The organism is Halovibrio salipaludis, assembly GCF_002286965.1.
GTDB lineage: Bacteria > Pseudomonadota > Gammaproteobacteria > Pseudomonadales > Oleiphilaceae > Halospina > Halospina salipaludis.
Genome location: NZ_NSKD01000001.1, coordinates 603,743 through 622,920 on the forward strand (window position 1 = coordinate 603,743; position 19,178 = coordinate 622,920).

The window sequence follows — 19,178 nt, forward strand, 5'->3', positions numbered from 1 at the left end:
CGATGATTGAATTCCGCCAGGTAACCAAGCGCTATGAGCAGCAGTTCACGGCGCTGCGGGGTGTGAGCTTCGCGCTCGGGCGCGGTGAAATGGCGTTTCTCACCGGCCATTCCGGCGCCGGCAAGAGCACCCTGCTCAAGCTCATCATGCTGATGGAGCGCGCCACCGCCGGCCAGGTCCTGGTGGGCGGCCAGGCGCTGGAAAAGACCCCGCGCCGGCGCATTCCCTATATCCGCCGCCATATCGGGGTTGTCTTCCAGGATCACCAGCTGCTTTTTGACCGTACCGTCTTCGATAACGTGGCCATGCCCCTGCAGGTGACGGGCGTGCCGCCTAACGAGATTGGCCGGCGTGTGCGGGCGGCGTTGGATAAGGTTGGCCTGCTGAAAAAGGAACAGCTCAATCCCATCAGCCTCTCTGGCGGCGAGCAGCAGCGTGTGGGCATTGCCCGGGCGGTGGTGAACAAGCCGCCACTGCTGCTGGCGGACGAACCGACGGGGAACCTGGATCCGGCCCTTTCTTCCGAGATCATGGACCTGTTCCGGGAGTTCAGTCGGGTGGGCGTCTGCGTGATGGTGGCGACCCATGATATCGGTCTGATCGAGACCATGGCTCAGCGCACCCTGGAGCTCTCACAGGGGGAGCTGGTTCATGACGGTCTGCCGGCGGCACTGGAGACCGGGCATGGCTGAAGCACGCCAGCAGACCACCCGTGGCGCGGCCAGCGCCCAGACACCCTGGCGGGACCAGCTCCGCAGCTGGTTCAGCCACCACCGGCGCTCAGCGCACGACAGCGCCCTGCGCCTGCGTAATGCACCGCTTTCCAGCCTTATGACGGGGCTGGTCATGGGCATTGCGCTGGCTCTGCCCACGGCCCTGTTCCTGATCATGGCCAGCATCCAGCAGATTGGTGGCGGTTGGGAGCAGGCCGGTCGCCTGAGTGTCTATCTCACCCCGGACACCGGCATAGAGCGGGCGGAGGCGCTGGCCGACCGCTGGATTGAGAACGCTGCGGTGGGTGATGTGACGGTCATCCCGAGGGATGAGGCCATGGAGACCATGCGCTCCAGCGAAGGACTCAGCGGCACGCTGGACTTTCTGGATGGGAATCCGCTGCCGCACACCCTGGTGCTGACGCCGGACCCGGCCTACCGGGAAGCCGCTGCCCTGGAGGACCTGGCGGAACGCCTGCGCCAGGCGGACGGAGTGGACGAGGTGAAGCTGGACCTGGCCTGGTTGCAGCGTCTCAACGCCATGGCGAAGGTGCTCGGCCGGGCCACCCAGGCGCTGGCGCTGCTGCTCGTGGTGGGCGTGGTGCTGGTTATTGCCAATACCGTCCGCCTGGCGATCGAGAGCCGCCGTCGCGAGATCATCGTGGCACGCCTGGTGGGAGGCACGGACAGTTTCGTGCGCCGGCCCTTCCTCTACACCGGTCTCTGGTACGGCGCCCTGGGTGGGCTGCTGGCATGGTGGCTGGTGGAAGTGGCATTCTGGTGGCTGAGCGGCCCGGTTGGCCGCCTGGCGGAGCTCTACAACAGTGGGTTTGAACTCCAGAGGCCGGGCATTGATGAAGTGGTTCTTCTGCTCGGCTGCGCTGTTGTGTTGGGATGGCTCGGGGCCTGGTGGGCGGTGCATCGCCACCTTCGGGCCGTGGAGCCGGAATGATCCCCTGTCCGGGATAGTCCGTATGGACATACAGGGCTTGAAAACGCAATAAATGATCATATATTGGATTCAGACTCTTTGTCGGGAGACAATGAACAGAGGGGGAGCACCATGGGTACAGAACTTCAGCTCAGCCACAATCTGGTGCCAGGTGCCAATCTGGAGAGCTACATCCAGACTGTGAGCCAGATTCCGGTTCTGAGTGTGGATGAGGAACAGAACCTGGCCCAGCGTTTCCAGGAGCACGGGGATATCGAAGCCGCACGGCAGATGGTGCTGTCGCATCTGCGGTTTGTGGTTCACATTGCACGCAGCTATTCCGGGTATGGCCTGGCCCAGGCGGACCTGATCCAGGAGGGCAACGTTGGCCTGATGAAGGCGGTCAAGCGCTTTGATCCGGGCTATGGCGTGCGCCTGGTGTCCTTCGCCGTGCACTGGATCAAGGCTGAAATCCACGAGTTCATCCTGCGCAACTGGCGCATCGTGAAAGTGGCCACCACCAAGGCCCAGCGGAAGCTGTTCTTCAACCTGCGCAGCTCCAAGAAGCGCCTGGCCTGGCTCAACAACGACGAGACCGAGGCCGTGGCGAAGGATCTGGGCGTTGAGCCGAAGGTTGTCCGTGAGATGGAAGGCCGTATGGCCTCCCACGATATGGCTTTTGATGCGCCGACGGACGACGATGATGAAACTGGCTGGCAGGCGCCGGTGCACTATCTGGACGATAAGCGCCAGGACCCTGCCACTCAGCTGGAGCAGGCCGACTGGAGTCAGGACTCCAGTGAACGGCTTGGTCACGCTCTGTCGGCACTGGACGAGCGCAGCCAGGATATCCTGCGCCGGCGCTGGCTTGGTGAGAACAAGGCCACCCTGCATGAGCTGGCCGATGAGTATGGCGTTTCCGCCGAAAGGATCCGCCAGCTTGAGAAAAACGCCATGAAGAAGATCCGCACCAGCATGGTGGCCTGAACGCCGCCGTCAGTCGCGCATCTGTTGGGAAAAGCCGCTCCTCCGGGAGCGGCTTTTCTGTTTGGGGCCTATCAGCCTTAAAACATGGTAACTTTGCCGGAAAGGTGCCTCGCCCGTAACCTGCTGGCGATCTGTTAATGTTTTTCATGGCCTTTTGAAAAGGGGGATTTCGGGGTGCGTGTACTGGTGATTGAAGACGATCAGGATGTGGCGGACTATCTGAACAAGGGGCTCCGCGAGAGCGACTATGTGGTCGACCATGCCACCGACGGCAAGGAAGGCATGACCATGGCAGCGTCGGGGGACTACGACGTGATGATCATCGACCGGATGCTGCCGGGAATGGATGGGCTCAACATCATCAAGACCATCCGTGCCACCGGCAACCAGACCCCGGTGCTGATCCTGAGTGCACTGGGTGATGTGGACGCCCGGGTGGAAGGACTGCGTGGCGGCGGTGATGACTACCTCACCAAGCCGTTCTCCTTCACTGAGCTGCTGGCTCGGTTGGATGTACTCGCGCGGCGGGCCCGCAGCGGCGGTGAGACTGAAACGGTGCTGAAAGTGGCGGACCTGGAGATGGACCTGCTGGCGAGGACCGTCAAGCGCAACGGCATCAACATCGACGTCCAGCCCCGCGAGTTCCGGCTGCTGGAATACCTGATGCGCCATGCCGATCAGGTGGTGACCCGCACCATGCTGTTGGAGAAGGTCTGGGATTACCACTTCGATCCGCAGACCAACGTCATTGACGTGCACATCAGCCGCCTGCGTTCCAAGATCGACAAGGGGTTCGAGAAACCGTTGCTGCAGACCATCCGTGGCGCCGGGTACATGCTTCGTGACGATACTTAGCCAGCTCCGAACCTCCACGTTCCAGGTCGCGATGCTCTACATGGTGGTGTTCGCCACCTCCGTGTTCATACTGCTGGCGTTCATCTACTGGCGCACTGCCGGGTTCATGATGGAGCAGACCGACCAGACCATTGAGGCGGAGATCGCCGGTCTGGCGGAGCAGTACCGTTCACGGGGCATCAACGGCCTGATGAACGTGGTACGGGAACGGGTGGCCCGCGATCCGGACGGCCAGTCCCTGTACCTGTTCGCCACCGAGGACTATCTCAAGCTTGCCGGCAACCTGCCCAAGTGGCCGGAGAGCGCACGCACGGACAACGGCTGGATCGACTTCACCCTGGATGAGTCCATGGGCTATGAGGATGAGGAGCGACGGGCCCGGGCGCGGGTTTTCGAGGTCCAGGGGGGACTGCGCCTGCTCGTGGGGCAGGACATCAGCGAACTCAGCCGTGTTAAAAGCCTGATCGAGACGGCCATGAACTGGGGGATGGGGATCTCACTGGGGCTGGCACTGATCGGCGGTTTCCTCATGAGCCGGAGCACCACGCGGCGGATCGAGGTGATCAACCAGACCGCCTACCGGATCATGCACGGCGATCTTTCCCAGCGTGTGCCCACGCGCGGGACCCAGGACGACTTTGACCAGCTGGCGGACAATCTCAACCAGATGCTCGACCGCATCGAGTACCTGATGGAGGGCATCCGGCATGTATCAGACAGCATTGCCCATGACCTGCGGACACCACTGACCCGGCTCCGGAGCCAGCTCGAGAATACCCTGATCAATCTCAAGGATCCCGACGCCCAGGACCAGGTGGGCGAAGCCGTGGCCGAAGCGGACCAGCTGTTGGGGACCTTCAATGCCCTGCTGCGCATTGCACGGCTGGAAACCGGTGGCAAGACGCTGCAGAGCGAGCCGCTGGAGTTGAGCACCTTGGTGACGGACGCGGTTGAACTCTACGAGGCACTGGCCGAGGAAAAGGACCAGGTTCTTGATTACGAAGCCAGCGAGGAGGTGCCGCTGCTGGGCGACCGGGACCTTCTGTTCCAGGCGGTCAGCAACCTGATCGACAACGCCATCAAGTACACCGATGAAGGCGGACGTATCGGGGTGACCGTGCGGCGCGAAGGCGGCCAGGCGGTCCTGGAAGTGGCGGACAGCGGCGATGGGGTGCCGGACCACGAAAAGGAGAACATCTTCGGCCGCTTCTACCGGGTGGGCAAGAGCCGGTCACAGCCCGGTAACGGACTGGGGCTCAGTCTGGTGAGCGCCGTGGTGGAGCTGCATGAGGGCCACATCGGCCTCTCGGATGCCAAACCCGGCGCCGAGAGACCGGGGCTGAAGGTTACGCTCTATCTTCCGGCCCAGCCCCCGTCCGGAGACAGCGGCGAACGGGAGCAGTAACAGGAGGCCTGACGGGTTCAGGCGCTCTTGCCGCTGATCAGGCCACGGACTGTTTCGGTCGCGGCGCGAGCCGGACGGAAGGCCAGTTCCGCCGCATTCTCGGCGATCGCCCGGTAGCGTGCCGTGCGGGCGTTCAGGCTGTCCATTTCCCCCTCGAACCGGTTCTTTTCGGCCATCATCAGGGCCGCCAGGGTATGCCGGTTGACCCGGTTGGTGATGCCGAAGTTTTCGAGTTCATAGCCGACACGATCAAGGCCGTTCAGCGCCACTGCTGTCAGTTTCTTGGTATCCATGGGAATCACCTCTGATTGGGTTCCTGCTTCAGTCTGGCGGAAGACTACTGCGAATGATTAGAGTGCACAACCTAACAACCGCCGTTATGGGTTAGTGATCCAGGGGAGGAGTCATGGGGCGTTACCGGCCACCGCGCGAACGCGGTTCCCGCTACATCACACCGGAGGGCGAAAGGGCCCTGCGAGAGGAGCTGCGCTACCTCTGGAAAGAGAAACGTCCGGCGGTGACCCAGGCCGTCAAGGAGGCGGCAGCCCAGGGTGACCGTTCCGAGAATGCCGAGTACATCTACGGCAAGAAGCAGCTGCGCGAGATCGACAGCCGGGTGCGCTTTCTCAGCAAACGCCTGGACGAGCTGACGGTGGTGCGGGAGTCTCCCCATGACACCAGCCGTGTTTTCTTCGGTGCCTGGGTCACGCTGGAGGATGACGAAACCGGCGAGGAGGTACGCTACCGTCTGGTCGGGCCTGATGAGTTCGATGTGAGCCAGGGGCTGCTGAGTGTGGATGCCCCCTTCGCCAGGGCCATGCTGCGGAAACGCCTGGATGACGAAGTGGTGCAGAACACCAGCGACGGAGAACGGCTGTGGATCATCACGGCGATTGATTATCCCTGAATGCCGGGAATGCGAGCGTGTTGGCGATTTTCTGACCGCAGGCGCGGTACCATGGGGGTCTGAACCCGCTGGATAGGGAGTATCCGGTATGCCGGCCCAACACCGCAGTCATGCCTACTGGCTCAGTGCCCTCATGATGGCGTTCACGGGTCCGCTGTGTGCGCAGGAGACTGCTCCACGCGAACGCTCGACCCCTGAAAGCATCCAGTTCGCGCCGGTGGATGAGGAGCAGCTGGGGGAAACCTCCATTCAGGGCGCACTGGGGCCACCCTCCACGGGCCTGGTAGGCCCGGAGACGGAGGTCCTGGTGGAACCCGTGTACCTGAGTGATGACCTGCGCCGCGCCCTGAATCTGGAGCGGAGCCAACTGGAACGCCAGCGGGAGCAGTTGATCGGGCCCATCATGGACAGATCCCCAGCGCCGCCTCAGGTCCAGTACCCCGGATTCCAGAACCGTACCTATGATCCCGGTTCCACCACCAACACACAGGTACGGGAGTAACGGCCAGTGTCATGCATGGGTTTTTCTGGTAGTTTCCGGGAAAACGACCGATAACAAAGAGGTAGCGTATGAGTGACCTGAAACAGCAGTTCGACGAAGCCGTCAACTACGTCCAGACCGCGGAGGGTGACTTCAAACCTTCCAACGACCTCAAGCTCCAGTTCTATGCGCTGTACAAGCAGGCTACCGAAGGCGACGTGAAGGGCAAGAAGCCCGGCATGCTGGACCAGGTGGGCCGGGCCAAGTACAGCGCCTGGGAAAAGCTCAAGGGCACCAGCTCCGAGGATGCCATGCAGCAGTACGTGGATCTGCTGGAAAGCATGAAGCAGAAGCACGGCTGAAGCGCCAGCGTCAGGGCGATGCCTGGGCCCTGTGGGTCAGGTCCGTCGCCCGCTTGAGCAGTGGCCCTGCCGATTCCAGCCGCTGCTCGTCCAGCCTCTGCCGGGCCTGCTGCATATAGCGGTTGGCCAGGGTCTGGTGCAGGCTTTTCAGTCTTTTGGAGTGCCCCGATTCCGCTGCGGGGAGTTCCTGTACCGCTTCGAAAGCGGCATTCAGCTCCGCCACGCTTTCGGCGCCGGCCACCCTCTCTTCCAGTCGGTCCAGTTGCTTCCCGAAGGCGTCTCCGGATGGGTTTCCGGGTGAGAAGCCGGCCTGAACGCGGGCCCAGGCCAATGCCGCGCTGGTGTCGGCATCATGACCGAACGCCAGATCGCCAACGGCAACAAGGTTACTGAGAGCGCTCTCCCTGCTGGCGGTCATGGCTTCCTGGAGTTCGGCGCGGTAGGCGGCACGGGTGTCCTCCTGTGGTAGCGGGGGTTCTGCATCGAGCAGGGTCAGGCGGTCGTGGAGGTCGGCGAGCGCCTGCTTCCGGCTTGCCTGCGCAAACCCGCCCTGTGCCAGCTGCTGGTGCCACTGTTCGCGCAGGGCACTGACAAGGGAAGTCCGGCGCTGCTGGAACTGTTCCCGGGCCCGGGTGATGGCTGAGTGGTTGGGGTAAAGCGTTCGCGCCTGCTGGGCCAGTTCCAGGGCCTCGGGAACGAGCCTGAGTTCTCCCTGCTGGAGGCCACGGGTTGCCTGCGTGAGCACCCGGGTGTAGTAGTTGCTCAGCACGGGTTCGCGGTGTCGCAGGACCGCATCGCGTTCAAGGTCCGTCAGTGCTGGCAGCGCCGCGAGGATCCGCTGGGGGGCGGCGTCCTCTGCCAGCACGCCGAGGCTGGCCAGCCGTTCTTCAGGGGAGGAGGCGGTGTCAGAGCCCATCTCCAGTCCGGCCTGGGCTCCGGCCAGGGTCAGGCTGGCAAGCACGCCGCCCATGGCCGCGGCACCAGGGACCCGCCATGGGCGTGGTCTGATGGCGCTTTTCCAGCTCGCGGTGCTGCATTCGGGGGTGCTCTGGCGCAGAAGGGGGCGCATCACCCGCCAGACCCGCGCGGGGAGGTGCTTCGGACGTTTCAGGGGGTAGCTGGCCCTCTCGGCATCCGTGAGCTCCCGCCGTTCAAAGGGATGACGGCTGCTGACCAGCTCATGGGTGATGCACGCCAGGGCGTAGAGGTCATCATGGGGCCGGGGCTCGTTGCCCGCCATCAGTGAGGGAGAGGCATAGGCTGGCGTGTAGCCGAACATCCGTGTCTCATCCTTCTGGCGGGGTGCCAGATAGTCCTCCATCCGCTGCTGCGGTGCCAGGGCACGGGCCACCCCGAAATCGAGCAGTTTCACCTGGCCATCCCGGGTCAGGAATACGTTGGAGGGCTTGAGGTCGGCGTGTACGATCCCCTGGTTATGCGAGTACTCGAGGGCGTCCAGCACTTCCTGGATGATCCATCGGCAGCCCTTCCAGGGCAGCCCCCGGGGGCGGTGGCGCTGGATCAGGCGGGACAGGGGCTCCCCCTCGAGCAGCTCCATGACGATGAACCAGGTATCGCCGTCCTGCTCCAGGTCCCTGACGCGGATGATGCCGGGGTGAGCAAGGCGCATTGAGCGCGACGCTTCCCTTGCCAGCATCGAGACGGCATCCGCGTCGTGGGTCAGCGCCTGGCGCAGGATCTTGACCGCCACCTGGCAGTCAGGCGAGCCGGCGCGTTCAAGGTGCTCATCCACGGCCCGGTAGACGTCACTCATGCCGCCGGAGGCAATCAGGGCCTCAATGCGGTAACGTCCTGCAAGGTGCTGATCAAGCCTGGGATGGCGTGAAGGGCTCTGGTCGAGGGGAGGTGCATCCGCCCCGCTCTGCGGCCGGGGCTGAATCCGTGTTGCATCCATGCCGGAATTCCTTTTCCTGTCACTAGCGGTCCGGAGTCTAGCCAAGCGCCATTCTCCGGGTCAATGCGGGGGCGGGCGGGGTGTGACACAGTTCATTGACAGAGTCATGGCGACGCAATAGCATTCAAAGCCGTCGGGGTGGCACTTCCACACCGGCGCAGGGAAAGGAAAGATCAGGATATCCAGGGACAGGAGAGGCCAATGGAATTGGCGCTTGCCATCACGAGTTATCAGCGACTCTCGCCAACCGTTACCAGCCAGTACCGATTTGGCGCCGACCGGCGCTATACCTTCGGGCGTTCCGAGGAATGCGACTGGCATCTGCCTGATCCCGAACGCGTTGTCTCCTCCGTTCACGGTGAGGTTGTCTACCGCGATGGCGCCTTCCATCTGCTTGACCGCTCCACCAATGGCATCTTCCTGAACCGCGCGGAAACACCCCTGGGTCAGGGCGGTGAAACCGCGCTGGGCGACGGTGATCGCATCACACTGGGTGATTACGAGATCAGTGTGACTGTGAAACAGCCAGCCCCGGAGCCACGGGAGCACCCCGAGCAACCGGAAACCCCTTTGGGGCCGGGCGCTTCCGCCCCGCAGTCGGCTTCGGTGTCCAACCCCATGGCGGATCTTGAGGATGCCTCCGAGCCCATGGACAGCCACGTCACTCTCCCGGAGGTGGCGATTCCCCCGGACTGGCAGTGGCAGGATGGGCCAGAGCCCGCCGGGACGGAAGGCGAGTCATCGGCCACCGCAGAGCCCCTGTGCGGCATCCAGCCGTTCCTTGAGGCGCTGGGGGTGAATGCGGTGGCCCGTGAGTCGCTCTCCCAGGAGACCATGAGGGAACTGGGGGGGCTGACCCGGCTGCTTCTGGACCAGCTGATGACCCTGCTGCGCCAGCGGGCCCGCGAGAAGCAGTCCCTGCGGGTGGAACAGACCCTCTTTGAACGCCGTGGCAACAACCCGCTGAAGTTTTCCGCTACGCCCGAGGATGCTGTGGAAGCCCTGCTGCTGCGGCGCAATCCGGCGTTCATGCAGCCCCAGCAGGCCGTGGCGGATGCGTTCTCGGACATCCGCGGTCATGACCGGGCCATGCTGCGTGGCGTTGAGGCCGTGGTGAGTGAACTGCTTGCGGACGGGCCGGAAGGTGCTGCGGCAGCGCGCCCCCCGAAGTGGGATCTGGTCACTCGGGCCAGGGCGTATGCGGAACTGATGGAGCGGCGTGACTGGCAGCGGGAGGAGTGGGGTGACACCGAGCGCATGATGCGCAGCCCCGTGTTTGCGGAGGCCTATGAGGCCGCCATTCGGGAGAACGAAGTGGAGGGACAGGGATGATGCGCTGGCTGTGGGTGCTGGCAATGGGGGTCATGCTCGGGGGCTGCGCCTTCTTCCATCCGGTCGCGGATGTCCGGATGAAAGCCGGGGATTCGGTGAATCCGGATTCGGAAGACCGGGCCTCGCCGGTACTGGTCCGGCTGTATGAGCTCAGGGAGCCGGACGCTTTCCGGGATGCGGGCTTTGATGCCCTCCATGAGGACCCGGAAGCGGTACTGGGCGACGACCTCCTGGGAATGGAGGAGACGATGCTGCGCCCGGGCAGTGACTGGTACACGGAGCGGGCGCTGGCGGATGACACACGGTATCTCGGTGTGACAGCCGCCTTCCGCAACATCGATGACGCACGCTGGCGCCTGGTCCGGCCGGCGGATGGCATCTTCTTCGTGCCCGGTATTGATCTCCGGGTGGACGGTGTTGGGATCAGAAACAGGGACGACTGACGGAGTAACCATGACGGACGCGATGGCCAGGGTGGCCTGGTCGGAGGGGATGCTTCTCCGACCGCAGCATTTCCAGCAGCAGGACCGGTTTTTGTACCACGCAGCCCGGCTCCGCCATTTTCATCTGAACCCCCGTGGGTACGGGGTGAGCGAGCTCAGCCTGGATGACCAGCACCTTCACCTTGGTCAGTTCGGTGTGGTCAGTGCCAGTGGTGTCTTTCCGGACGGGATGCCGTTCAGCCTGGACGGTAATGCGGGCCTCGTCCTTGAGGTGCCCGCGGACGCCCGTGACGAGCTGGTGTATCTGGCGCTGCCCATTGAGCGCCAGGGCGGCACCAACATTGCCGGGGAAGACGATGGATCCGTGGCCCGGTTCGTGATCCGGGACGCGCCCCTGCCTGATGAATCCCTGGCGGGCCAGGAGCCGGAAACGGTAGGGCTGGCTCGCCTGAACCCCTGTCTGCGTCTGGGGCGCGAGGAGATGGCCGGCTATGTTGCGATCCCGGTGGCGCGCATCATTGAAGTGGCCAACGACAAGGAGGTCCGCCTGGACCGCCACTTCATACCGCCCTGCCTGGATGTGGGGCGTATTCCGGCACTGACCTCGCTTCTGAACGAGACGCTGGCGATGATCCGCCAGCGTGGGGAGGCGTTGGCAGGGCGTATGCAGAAGGGTAACCAGCAGTCCAAGACGCTTTTCGACATCATGATGCTGCAGACCCTCAACCGCTGGCAGCCCGCCCTGGAACACTGCACCCGGAGTTCCGGCGTCCATCCGGAGGAACTCTACCGTACCCTGGTGACGCTGGCGGGCGAGCTTGCAACCTTCACCCGGAACGAGAAGCGGCCTCCGGAACTGCCGTGCTACCGGCATGAATCCCTGACGGAAACCTTCGGGGATCTGGGGGCGGTACTGAGCCAGTCCCTGAGTACAGTGCTCGAGGAAACAGCGGTGGCGCTGAAGCTGGAAGAGGCGGACTACGGCATCCGGGTGGCGCCGCTGAACGACAAGTCGCTGCTCGAGAACGCCCAGCTGGTCCTGGCGGTGCGTACGGATCTCAGCACCGAGGAAGTCCGGCGCCGGTTGCCGGCGCAGATCAAGCTTGGGCCCGTGGAACACATCCGTGAACTGGTGAACAGTCACCTGCCCGGTATTCCGGTAAGCGCACTCCCGGTGGCACCACGCCAGATCCCGTATCATGCGGGCTACCACTACTTCATGCTGGAAAGCGGTGGTGAGCGCTGGCGTCAACTGCAGCACAGCGGTGGCCTGGCCGTGCACGTATCCGGCCACTATCCGGGCCTGGAACTGGAGCTCTGGGCCATCCGCCGCTAATCACGGACTGAGGAAACACGGTCATGACGGATCAGACCATTGTGAAACCCCGCCCGGGGAGCAGGAACCAGCCCCTGCCGGAAAGTGCGGATGAGGGCACCCGTGTGGCGGCGCAAAGGGCCGTGCCGGCAGCTTCCGACCTGCGTCTGCCCTCAACCCGGCTGGACCCGGTCTGCGATGAGGCCTCCCGGCTTCTCTCGCTGGCCGACCGGCTCGGGCAGGCCAACGGCGTGGCGGACGTTGCGGCGCTCAAACGCCAGTGTACCGGCCTTGTCGCCGAGTATCAGCGCGCGCTCGCGAAGCAGGAAGTCAGCCCGGATACGGTGGATACCGCTTCCTACTGCCTGTGTGCCCTGATCGACGAACTGGTTCTCCACAGTGAGTGGGGCCAGGCGAGTGACTGGGCTGCCAGTTCGCTGCTTTCCGAATTCCATTCCCAGACCTGGGCCGGCACCCATTTCTTCGAACGCGTGGATCAGGCCAGGCGAGAGGGTAATCGCCCCCTGATGCGGCTCCAGTACCTCTGCCTGGCTCTGGGCTTCCGGGGTCGGTTCCGTGTGGAGGAGCGTGGTTCGGAGCAGCTGGAAGTGCTGCGTAACGGCCTTTACCGGGAAATAGCCCAGGATGGTGAGGCCCAGGGGGAGCCCTTTGAGTCGGGGTGGGACAAGCGCGTTTTTACCGGCAACAGTCCGGTTCACCGCATTCCGCTGTGGTCACTGACGGCCATTGCCGGCGGTGTGCTTCTGGTGGTCTACCTGGGGCTGACCCATGCCCTGGGACAGTATGCCCAGCCGGTGGCCGAGCGGCTTGCCGCCGTTGGTGTTCCGCCTGCGACCACCACCGGGGAAGCCGGGGGGCAGGGCCCGGATACCGGCTATCTGGAGCAGGTGCTGGGAACCGAGATGGAACGTGGGCTGGTCACACTGAAATCGGATGATAACAGCGCCAGCCTGGTTCTCGGGAATGAGGGTCTGTTTGCGCCGGGGTCCGCCGCTATCCGTGAGGCCAGCAAGCCCCTGCTGGGCAAGATCGCGCGTGCCCTTGAAGGCACCGAAAGCCTGATCCAGGTCACGGGCCACACCGATGATGTCCCGATCAACAGCGAACAGTATCCCTCCAACTGGCACCTGTCGCTGGCGCGTGCCACCGCGGTGGCGGACTTCCTCGGGCAGCGGGGCGCGCTGGAGGGACGGCTCTGGCCCGAGGGGCGCGGTGCGGCGGAGCCCCGTTTCAGTAATGACTCGCCCGAGCACCGGGCAGGGAATCGACGGGTGGTCATCACCCTGACACCAAGGTAGGTGAATATGCGCCTGATGGCATGGATGCGTTCTCTCGGTAAGTGGATCACGTTGCGTGGCGTTCTGATCAGCCTCGCGGTGGTGGCGTTGCTGCTGCTCATATGGTTCGGTGGGCCGCTGGTGGCGATCGCCGGCTGGACGCCACTTGGGTCTGTTGCGTCCCGCCTGGTGTTCCTGTTGTGTCTGCTTGTGGTTGGTCTGGGGGTTGCCCTCTGGCGGGCCCGTCGTCAGCGGGCGGATAACGAGAAAGTGGTCAGTGAGATGATCGCTGACAATGACGGAGACGAGCTGCTGCAGGAGGAGGTCAGCGAGCAGCGTGAGCGTCTGCGGGAAGCGCTGGCCCTGGTGCGGCGCTGGCGGCCGGGGCGTTTCCGGTCAGTCTACGATCTTCCCTGGTACATCCTGATCGGGGCGCCGGGTTCCGGGAAGTCCACCGCTCTGCTCAATTCCGGGCTGGATTTCCCCCTGCGGGACCGGATGGGTGTGGAATCAGTGCGTGGCGTCGGTGGTACCCGCAACTGCGACTGGTGGTTCACCAACCGCGCCGTGGTGATTGATACGGCGGGACGCTATACCGCCCAGGAAAGCGCTGACCGGCGGGATGCCAGGGGCTGGGAGTCCTTCCTGGGGCTTCTGCGCCGTTATCGCCCGCGCCAGCCCATCAATGGCGCCATTCTGTCGATCAGTGTGGCCGATCTTCTGGAGCAGACCCCCACGGAAAGAGCCCTGCATGCACGTGCGCTCAAGCAGCGCGTGCAGGAGCTCAGAAACCGCCTGGGCGTTATCTTTCCGGTCTATGTCGTACTGACCAAGACGGATCTTCTCGAGGGGTTCACCGAAACCTTCGGCATGCTGACGGAGGCCGAACGCGACGAGGTTCTGGGCATGACCTTCGAGCTGGAGCCGGCTCCGGACAGCGAGGCGCTGGCTGCCCGGTTCAGCGAGGCGTTTGACGGGCTGATTGAACGCCTGAGCCATTTCTCGCTCCACCGGGTCCAGCAGGAACGTACCACCGGGGCCACCCGCCGGCTGTATCATTTCCCCAAACAGGTAGCGCTGCTGCGCGCGCCGGTGTGGAATCTGATCAGTGAGGTTTTCTGCCCGTCCGCCTACGAGGACACGGCACAGCTGCGGGGGATCTACCTGGTTTCCGCCGAACAGGCGCAACATGGTTATGACCGGGTGTCGCAGCTGGTGGACGACGAGTTCGGTATCACACCCGCGCGAGCGGAGCCGGAGACCGTGGGTATCTCGCCTAACGGGTTCTTTCTCCGTCGTCTTTTCGACAGCATTGTCTTTTCCGAGCACGGGCTGGTTCGTCCTGATGGCCAGCACCGCTGGCGTCTGCGCTGGCTGCAGCGCGGTGTGGTTGCGGTTCTCGCACTGGTCATGGCCGGCAGTGGCATGGCCTGGGCATTCAGCTATCAGTGGAACAGGGCGCTGATCGTCGACTACGAGCAGGACCTGGAGAAGGTGGAAAAGGCCGATGAGGCCGGTCCGGAGAACTGGGTCCGGTTGGAGCAGCTGCTTTCCCGGGCGGCTTCTCTGCCAGGCGTGGCCGATACCGGTTTTCCCGAAGGGGGCCCCCGCAACGTGGGGCTTGATCAGGGAGCACGGCTCAGCCAGCTGGGCGAGGGCGCCTATGGGCGGCTGCTTCAGCATCATTTCAGCAGCCACCTCCGGGAGGCCCTGGAGCAGGCACTTGCCGAGAACCCGGAAAACACGGAGTACCTTTACGAGACACTCAAGACCTACCTGATGCTGAACCAGCATCAGCATCTCGAGCCACAGCAGGTGCGTGACTGGTTTGAAGCCTGGCTGGAGCAGGAACTGGCCGGATCCGCGAATGAATCAACACGTACACGGTTGCAGGAGCATCTGGACCGCTATCTGGCCTTGGGGCACAGGATGGCGCTGGACAGTGAACGCGTCGGAAAGGCGCGGGAGCAGCTCGCACGCCTGCCCGTGGACGAGCGGGCCTATGAGCGGATCCGGCTCAGTGCGCGGGCCTCGGATTTTCCCGATTTCCGGCTGCCGCTGGTCCTCGGTTCGGTCGCGGACAGGGTGTTTGAGCGCCGTTCCGGCAAACCCCTGGATGAGCCCATACCCGCCCTCTATACCCGCAATGGGTTTGAGGGTCTGTTCCGGCCCGGGCTCGAGCAGGTTTCGCAGCGCCTTCTGGCGGAATCCTGGGTCTACGGCGAGGACAGCGCCCCGTTCCGGAACCTGGACGAAGCCGCACTGAAGCAGGGCGTACGCGACCGCTATTTCAGGGACTACGTCTATCGCTGGCGTGACCTCCTGATGGATCTGCGTATCCGTTCCTATGAGCAGCAGGCGGAAGGCGCCCGTATCGCCGCAGCCATTGCGGGTCCGGAAGCTCCTGTCGAGCGGCTGATGAAGGCGGTGACCCACAACACCCGGCTGGCCCCCGTACTGGAGTCCAAAGGTGGTGAGCTGGCCGACGCCGCTTCCGAGCAGGCAGGGCGCGTGGCGGACCGGGCCAGTGGCCGTGGTCCGCGCCTCAGCAGCCTGATGCCAGCGGACGAGGGGACGGATGAAGCGCCTTCCACACCCGTGGATGACGCCTTCAGTGAGCTCCATGAGGTCCCGTCAGAAACCTACCAGTCATTGCGCGACAATGCCGACACCATTGCGGACCATCTGGGAGAAGGCGAGGCCGGACTGGCACAGGGTGATTTCCGCAAGGCGGTGAACGGACTCCATGAAACCGTGGACGGGACGGAGTCCGACAGCCTCGGCGCTCTGTTCAGTGGTTTCCTGCAGGATGGACGCCGTCTTGATCAGGCCTCGCGAACCCGGAACCTCAATGAGCTGTGGCGGAGCCAGGTCTATGCTGAGTACCGCGAGGCCATTTCCGGTCATTACCCGGTGGACCTTGATGCCTCCGAGTCAATCGCGCTTCAGGATTTTGTGCGCTTCTTCGATTATGGCGGCACTCTGGACGCCTTCGTGGAGGAGCATCTGGCCGGGCGGATTGACCGCTCCAGTTCGCCCTGGAAGGTGACCGGGGGCCTCGACATCCAGCCCCGGACCCTGCGGCTGCTCGAGCATGCCGAACGCATCCGGAGCGCCTTTTTCAATCCGGATGGTGGCGGTCTGGCGGTTGGATTCAGCCTTCGTCCCACACAGCTGGATGCGGACGTGACCCGTCTGGACCTGGCTCTGGGTGACCAGACCCTGGTGTACCGGCATGGCCCGGAGCGTGAACAGGGCTTCCACTGGCCTCTGAAAGCGGACGCCGGCATTTCGACGCTGTCCCTGAAACCCGGCGCAGAGGGTGCGGCGCCATTGCGCCGACGCTATCAGGGCGAGTGGTCGGTTTTCCGTCTTCTTCAGTCCGCCGGCGCTCTCACGGGCAGCGGCCGGAGTCGCGACGTTACCGTGGAGATGGATGGCTACAGCGCCGCATTTGAGCTCACCGCTGACTCCGTCCGCCATCCATTCAGCCGGGATCTGTTCAAACCGTTCTGGCTGCCGCCAGACCTTTAAGGGAGAGTGATCATGGAATGGGGTTATATGGGTAAGGTTCCCAGTCGCGGTGATTTCATTGTGCAGGGGCTGCCCGGAGAGCTGCGCGAACGCTGGTTCGAGTGGTGCCAGGCTGCTCTGGCGGTCAGCCGTGAGCAGCTCGGCGAACAGTGGCTGGATGCCTACCTGACCTGCCCGATCTGGCATTTCGCGGCGGGTCCGGGTGCCCTGGGCGAAGGCGGCATGATCGGAACCCTGATCCCCTCGGTAGACCGGGTCGGGCGGCATTTTCCGTTCCTGGTGGCTGGCCCCCATGACGGTACCCTGCTGGATGCCTGGCGTCAGCCCGAATGGTTCAGTGCCATGGAGGAGCGGGTTCTGGCCGTGCTTGAGGACGACTGGAACGAGTCCCTCTGGTATCGGGGGTTGGATGGCATCACTGGCCCGACCGCCGAGGTGAACCGTCTCCAGTGGCCGGACGGGGAGGGGAACCTGATGCTCCCCGGCGAAGCCCGGGAAGAAGACTGGCTGACGGCTGTGTTCGGTGTCCGCCGTGGCCGGGTGCTCTGGTGGACACAGGGATCCGCTTTTGTGGAGCCCGCCACCCTGCTGACCGAGGGGCTGCCCCAGGTGGGCCAGTTCGCGGCCATGATTGCCGGACAGTGGCGGGAACATGGCTGGCGACAGGGCGTGATGGTGGAGTAGGTCATGGAACTGACGTCGGTGGGATTCACCCATCAGGGAGGAACCCGGGAGCACAACGAGGATGCCTGGCGGGCCTGGCCCGAGGCTGGCCTCTGGCTGGTGGTTGACGGTATGGGCGGACACAGTGCCGGAGACGTGGCCAGCCGCATCATCTGCGACACCGTTGCCCGCGATCTCGCGCGGACCGGTGCCGCCGCCTATGACGCTGACCACCTTGCGCATTCGCTTCAGACGGCCAATGAGGTGATCCGGGATTACGGCACCCGTTCCCTCAAGGGGGGCACACTGGGGGCGACACTGGTGGCGCTGCAGATCCGTGATGGTCGCTACCAGCTGTTGTGGGCCGGGGACAGCCGCTGTTACCGGCTGCGGTCGGAACGTCTGGAGCAGCTTTCGGAGGACCACAGCCAGGTCAATGACATGATCCGTGCCGGCATGCTCGCGCGTGAGAATGCCCGTGGGCATCCGCTGGCGCATGTGGTCACGCGCGCGCTCGGCGTGGAACCACGGATCGAACTGGAGCGGAGGCAGGGGGAGGCACAGCCGGGAGACCTGTTCATGCTGTGCAGTGATGGCATCAGTGACGAGTTCGCGGACGATCAGCTGCACCGGTTCCTGAGCAACAGCAGCCTTCAGGATGCGAACGATGCCATGCTCTATTCGGCACTGGTTAACAGATGCAGCGATAACATCACCTGCCTTCTGGTCAAAGCCGAAACGAGTGGTTATCATCATGACGCTATCAGGGAAGCGCGGGATCCGGATGCCACCATACCGGTACGGATGCCGCGAGGAACGACACAGGGATAAAGTGCGTGCGGGTTATGGACGATACTGCGACACCTCTCTTCGACTTCGAAGCACTCCTCAGACCGATTTCCGAGGCGCGGCCCTGCGGTGATGATACCCGCGAGGATGATGCCCCGGACGCCCCCTATTTCCATCTGAAAGACCTCCGCAGCCAGGCGCGCGCCCTTGAGCGTGAACGCCAGATCGATGGCGAGACAGGCGACCCGACCCAGTGGCGGGAGCTGGCAGAGCGGATTCCAGATCTTCTGGCCGAACGCAGCAAGGACCTTGAGCTGGTCGCCTGGTACATTGAGGCGCTGTGCCGCGAGCAGGGTTTCGAGGGGTTGGCCCAGGGCTTCGACCTTGCGCGTTCCATGCTCGAGCATCACTGGGAACAGCTGCACCCGTTGCCCGATGAAGAGGGCATGACCACCCGTATGGCCCCATTGGTCGGACTCAATGGGGGCGATGCCGAGGGAACCCTGATCCAGCCGATTCTGGAGCTCCCGGTGCTGGCGCACCCGGAATCCGGGTGGATTGCCGCCTGGCAGCTGGAGCAGGCAGCGGAGATGACGCGCCTGGATGAACAGAAGGCCCAACAGCGCATCGCGGCGGGCGTCCCCTTGGAGGAGGAGGTGTCACGGTCCGTGCGGGAAACGCCCCTGAGTGACCTGCAGGCGCTATCCGGAGCCATTGACCGGGCATTGAACGCGTTTGCCGCTCTGAGTGAGGCCATGGACCGGGCCATGGAGGGTGATCCCCAGCCCACCAGCCACATCCGCTCCGCACTGGAACGCTGCCGAAGCATTTTCACCCATTATGCCGGGGAGCGCCTCGAGCGCGCCCGTGCTGCTGCCGCTTCCGAAACGGGTGATGACGGCACGGCCCCCTCCGAGGGGGATGCCGATCAGGGTCATATCACACCGGTACAGGACCCCGTGCGGGTCGCCATCGACAGCCGCGCGCGGGCTCTGGAACAGCTGCGTGAACTGGCTGCTTTCTTCCGGCAGACCGAGCCACACTCGCCCGTATCCTACGCCATTGACCAGGCCGTGCGCTGGAGCGAGCTGCCGTTACCGGAACTGATGCAGGAGTTGATTGAGGATAAAAGTGTTCGTGACGGCTTTGCCCGTATGACCGGGGTGCCGTTGCAGGATGCCGAGGGCTGAACGCCGTACCGGGCCTGACAGAAACGTCGGGCTGCCATTCCAGGAGGACGACAAGGAG

General features: G+C 63.9%; 18 protein-coding genes. 16 read left to right on the forward strand and 2 right to left on the reverse strand.

What is annotated here, in order from left to right; all coding sequences use genetic code 11:
* The first annotated feature begins 2 nt into the window (after positions 1–2).
* The 5 genes from ftsE (at position 3) to CK501_RS02980 (ending at position 4,891) form a co-directional block, all read left to right on the forward strand.
* Complete coding sequence (gene ftsE / locus CK501_RS02960; RefSeq protein WP_095616221.1) at positions 3–692, forward strand: cell division ATP-binding protein FtsE; 690 nt, start codon at positions 3–5, stop codon at positions 690–692.
* Positions 685–1,665, forward strand: coding sequence for a permease-like cell division protein FtsX (gene ftsX / locus CK501_RS02965; RefSeq protein WP_095616222.1), 981 nt, complete (start codon positions 685–687; stop codon positions 1,663–1,665). The genes ftsE and ftsX overlap by 8 nt, the downstream gene beginning before the upstream one ends.
* A 111-nt stretch (positions 1,666–1,776) precedes the next feature.
* Positions 1,777–2,631 (forward strand): RNA polymerase sigma factor RpoH, encoded by an 855-nt coding sequence (gene rpoH / locus CK501_RS02970; RefSeq protein ID WP_095616223.1) that lies wholly within the window; start codon positions 1,777–1,779, stop codon positions 2,629–2,631.
* Positions 2,632–2,805: 174 nt separating this feature from the next.
* Positions 2,806–3,486, forward strand: a complete 681-nt coding sequence (locus CK501_RS02975) for a response regulator (RefSeq protein ID WP_095616224.1) — start codon at positions 2,806–2,808, stop codon at positions 3,484–3,486.
* Positions 3,473–4,891 carry a HAMP domain-containing sensor histidine kinase gene (locus CK501_RS02980; protein WP_095616225.1) on the forward strand — a complete coding sequence of 473 codons (1,419 nt, stop codon included), beginning with the start codon at positions 3,473–3,475 and terminating at the stop codon, positions 4,889–4,891. Before CK501_RS02975 ends, CK501_RS02980 begins: the two co-directional genes overlap by 14 nt.
* A gap of 17 nt (positions 4,892–4,908) precedes the next feature.
* On the opposite strand, the gene CK501_RS02985 is transcribed toward CK501_RS02980, so the two are convergent.
* Positions 4,909–5,184, reverse strand: a complete 276-nt coding sequence (locus CK501_RS02985) for a hypothetical protein (RefSeq protein WP_095616226.1) — start codon at positions 5,182–5,184, stop codon at positions 4,909–4,911.
* Between the two features lie 113 nt (positions 5,185–5,297).
* Here CK501_RS02985 and greB point away from each other — a divergent pair, with 113 nt between their 5' ends.
* From greB to CK501_RS03000, 3 genes are all read left to right on the forward strand, one after another.
* Positions 5,298–5,798: a transcription elongation factor GreB gene (gene greB, locus CK501_RS02990; protein WP_095616227.1), complete on the forward strand. Its 501-nt coding sequence runs from the start codon at positions 5,298–5,300 to the stop codon at positions 5,796–5,798.
* An 88-nt stretch (positions 5,799–5,886) separates the two neighbouring features.
* Complete coding sequence (locus tag CK501_RS02995; RefSeq protein ID WP_095616228.1) at positions 5,887–6,300, forward strand: hypothetical protein; 414 nt, start codon at positions 5,887–5,889, stop codon at positions 6,298–6,300.
* Between the two features lie 68 nt (positions 6,301–6,368).
* Positions 6,369–6,641: an acyl-CoA-binding protein gene (locus tag CK501_RS03000; protein WP_095616229.1), complete on the forward strand. Its 273-nt coding sequence runs from the start codon at positions 6,369–6,371 to the stop codon at positions 6,639–6,641.
* A gap of 10 nt (positions 6,642–6,651) precedes the next feature.
* Here CK501_RS03000 and CK501_RS03005 read toward each other — a convergent pair whose 3' ends face one another.
* The gene (locus CK501_RS03005) at positions 6,652–8,556 is read right to left on the reverse strand and encodes a serine/threonine-protein kinase (protein WP_095616230.1); all 1,905 of its coding nucleotides are present in this window, start codon (positions 8,554–8,556) and stop codon (positions 6,652–6,654) included.
* Positions 8,557–8,757: 201 nt separating this feature from the next.
* Between CK501_RS03005 and tagH the strand changes: the two genes are divergently transcribed.
* Genes tagH through tssA form a run of 8 tightly spaced genes read left to right on the forward strand, consistent with a single transcriptional unit; the run spans position 8,758 to position 19,120 of the window.
* Positions 8,758–9,888, forward strand: a complete 1,131-nt coding sequence (gene tagH, locus CK501_RS03010; RefSeq protein ID WP_095616231.1) for a type VI secretion system-associated FHA domain protein TagH — start codon at positions 8,758–8,760, stop codon at positions 9,886–9,888.
* Positions 9,885–10,331 (forward strand): type VI secretion system lipoprotein TssJ, encoded by a 447-nt coding sequence (tssJ, locus tag CK501_RS03015; protein WP_095616232.1) that lies wholly within the window; start codon positions 9,885–9,887, stop codon positions 10,329–10,331. Before tagH ends, tssJ begins: the two co-directional genes overlap by 4 nt.
* 10 nt (positions 10,332–10,341) lie before the next feature.
* Positions 10,342–11,667, forward strand: coding sequence for a type VI secretion system baseplate subunit TssK (gene tssK / locus CK501_RS03020; protein WP_158223023.1), 1,326 nt, complete (start codon positions 10,342–10,344; stop codon positions 11,665–11,667).
* Positions 11,668–11,690: 23 nt separating this feature from the next.
* Positions 11,691–12,965: a type IVB secretion system protein IcmH/DotU gene (icmH, locus tag CK501_RS03025; protein WP_095616234.1), complete on the forward strand. Its 1,275-nt coding sequence runs from the start codon at positions 11,691–11,693 to the stop codon at positions 12,963–12,965.
* A 15-nt stretch (positions 12,966–12,980) separates the two neighbouring features.
* A complete protein-coding gene (tssM, locus tag CK501_RS03030) occupies positions 12,981–16,478 on the forward strand; it encodes a type VI secretion system membrane subunit TssM (RefSeq protein WP_158223024.1) in 3,498 nt (1,165 codons plus the stop codon).
* A 12-nt stretch (positions 16,479–16,490) separates the two neighbouring features.
* Complete coding sequence (gene tagF / locus CK501_RS03035) at positions 16,491–17,162, forward strand: type VI secretion system-associated protein TagF (protein ID WP_095616236.1); 672 nt, start codon at positions 16,491–16,493, stop codon at positions 17,160–17,162.
* 3 nt (positions 17,163–17,165) lie between these two features.
* Positions 17,166–17,972, forward strand: coding sequence for a PP2C family protein-serine/threonine phosphatase (locus CK501_RS03040; protein WP_095616237.1), 807 nt, complete (start codon positions 17,166–17,168; stop codon positions 17,970–17,972).
* A gap of 14 nt (positions 17,973–17,986) precedes the next feature.
* Positions 17,987–19,120: a type VI secretion system protein TssA gene (tssA, locus tag CK501_RS03045; RefSeq protein ID WP_095616238.1), complete on the forward strand. Its 1,134-nt coding sequence runs from the start codon at positions 17,987–17,989 to the stop codon at positions 19,118–19,120.
* Positions 19,121–19,178 lie beyond the last annotated feature (58 nt).

What these genes read in the sequence shown, in the direction of transcription:
- ftsE (WP_095616221.1), top strand. Translation starts at nt 3, where the DNA reads ATGATTGAATTCCGCCAGGTAACCAAGCGCTATGAGCAGCAGTTCACG.
- ftsX (WP_095616222.1), top strand. Translation starts at nt 685, where the DNA reads ATGGCTGAAGCACGCCAGCAGACCACCCGTGGCGCGGCCAGCGCCCAG.
- rpoH (WP_095616223.1), top strand. Translation starts at nt 1,777, where the DNA reads ATGGGTACAGAACTTCAGCTCAGCCACAATCTGGTGCCAGGTGCCAAT.
- CK501_RS02985 (WP_095616226.1), bottom strand. Translation starts at nt 5,184, where the DNA reads ATGGATACCAAGAAACTGACAGCAGTGGCGCTGAACGGCCTTGATCGT.
- greB (WP_095616227.1), top strand. Translation starts at nt 5,298, where the DNA reads ATGGGGCGTTACCGGCCACCGCGCGAACGCGGTTCCCGCTACATCACA.
- CK501_RS02995 (WP_095616228.1), top strand. Translation starts at nt 5,887, where the DNA reads ATGCCGGCCCAACACCGCAGTCATGCCTACTGGCTCAGTGCCCTCATG.
- CK501_RS03000 (WP_095616229.1), top strand. Translation starts at nt 6,369, where the DNA reads ATGAGTGACCTGAAACAGCAGTTCGACGAAGCCGTCAACTACGTCCAG.
- CK501_RS03005 (WP_095616230.1), bottom strand. Translation starts at nt 8,556, where the DNA reads ATGGATGCAACACGGATTCAGCCCCGGCCGCAGAGCGGGGCGGATGCA.
- tagH (WP_095616231.1), top strand. Translation starts at nt 8,758, where the DNA reads ATGGAATTGGCGCTTGCCATCACGAGTTATCAGCGACTCTCGCCAACC.
- tssJ (WP_095616232.1), top strand. Translation starts at nt 9,885, where the DNA reads ATGATGCGCTGGCTGTGGGTGCTGGCAATGGGGGTCATGCTCGGGGGC.
- tssK (WP_158223023.1), top strand. Translation starts at nt 10,342, where the DNA reads ATGACGGACGCGATGGCCAGGGTGGCCTGGTCGGAGGGGATGCTTCTC.
- icmH (WP_095616234.1), top strand. Translation starts at nt 11,691, where the DNA reads ATGACGGATCAGACCATTGTGAAACCCCGCCCGGGGAGCAGGAACCAG.
- tssM (WP_158223024.1), top strand. Translation starts at nt 12,981, where the DNA reads ATGGCATGGATGCGTTCTCTCGGTAAGTGGATCACGTTGCGTGGCGTT.
- tagF (WP_095616236.1), top strand. Translation starts at nt 16,491, where the DNA reads ATGGAATGGGGTTATATGGGTAAGGTTCCCAGTCGCGGTGATTTCATT.
- CK501_RS03040 (WP_095616237.1), top strand. Translation starts at nt 17,166, where the DNA reads ATGGAACTGACGTCGGTGGGATTCACCCATCAGGGAGGAACCCGGGAG.
- tssA (WP_095616238.1), top strand. Translation starts at nt 17,987, where the DNA reads ATGGACGATACTGCGACACCTCTCTTCGACTTCGAAGCACTCCTCAGA.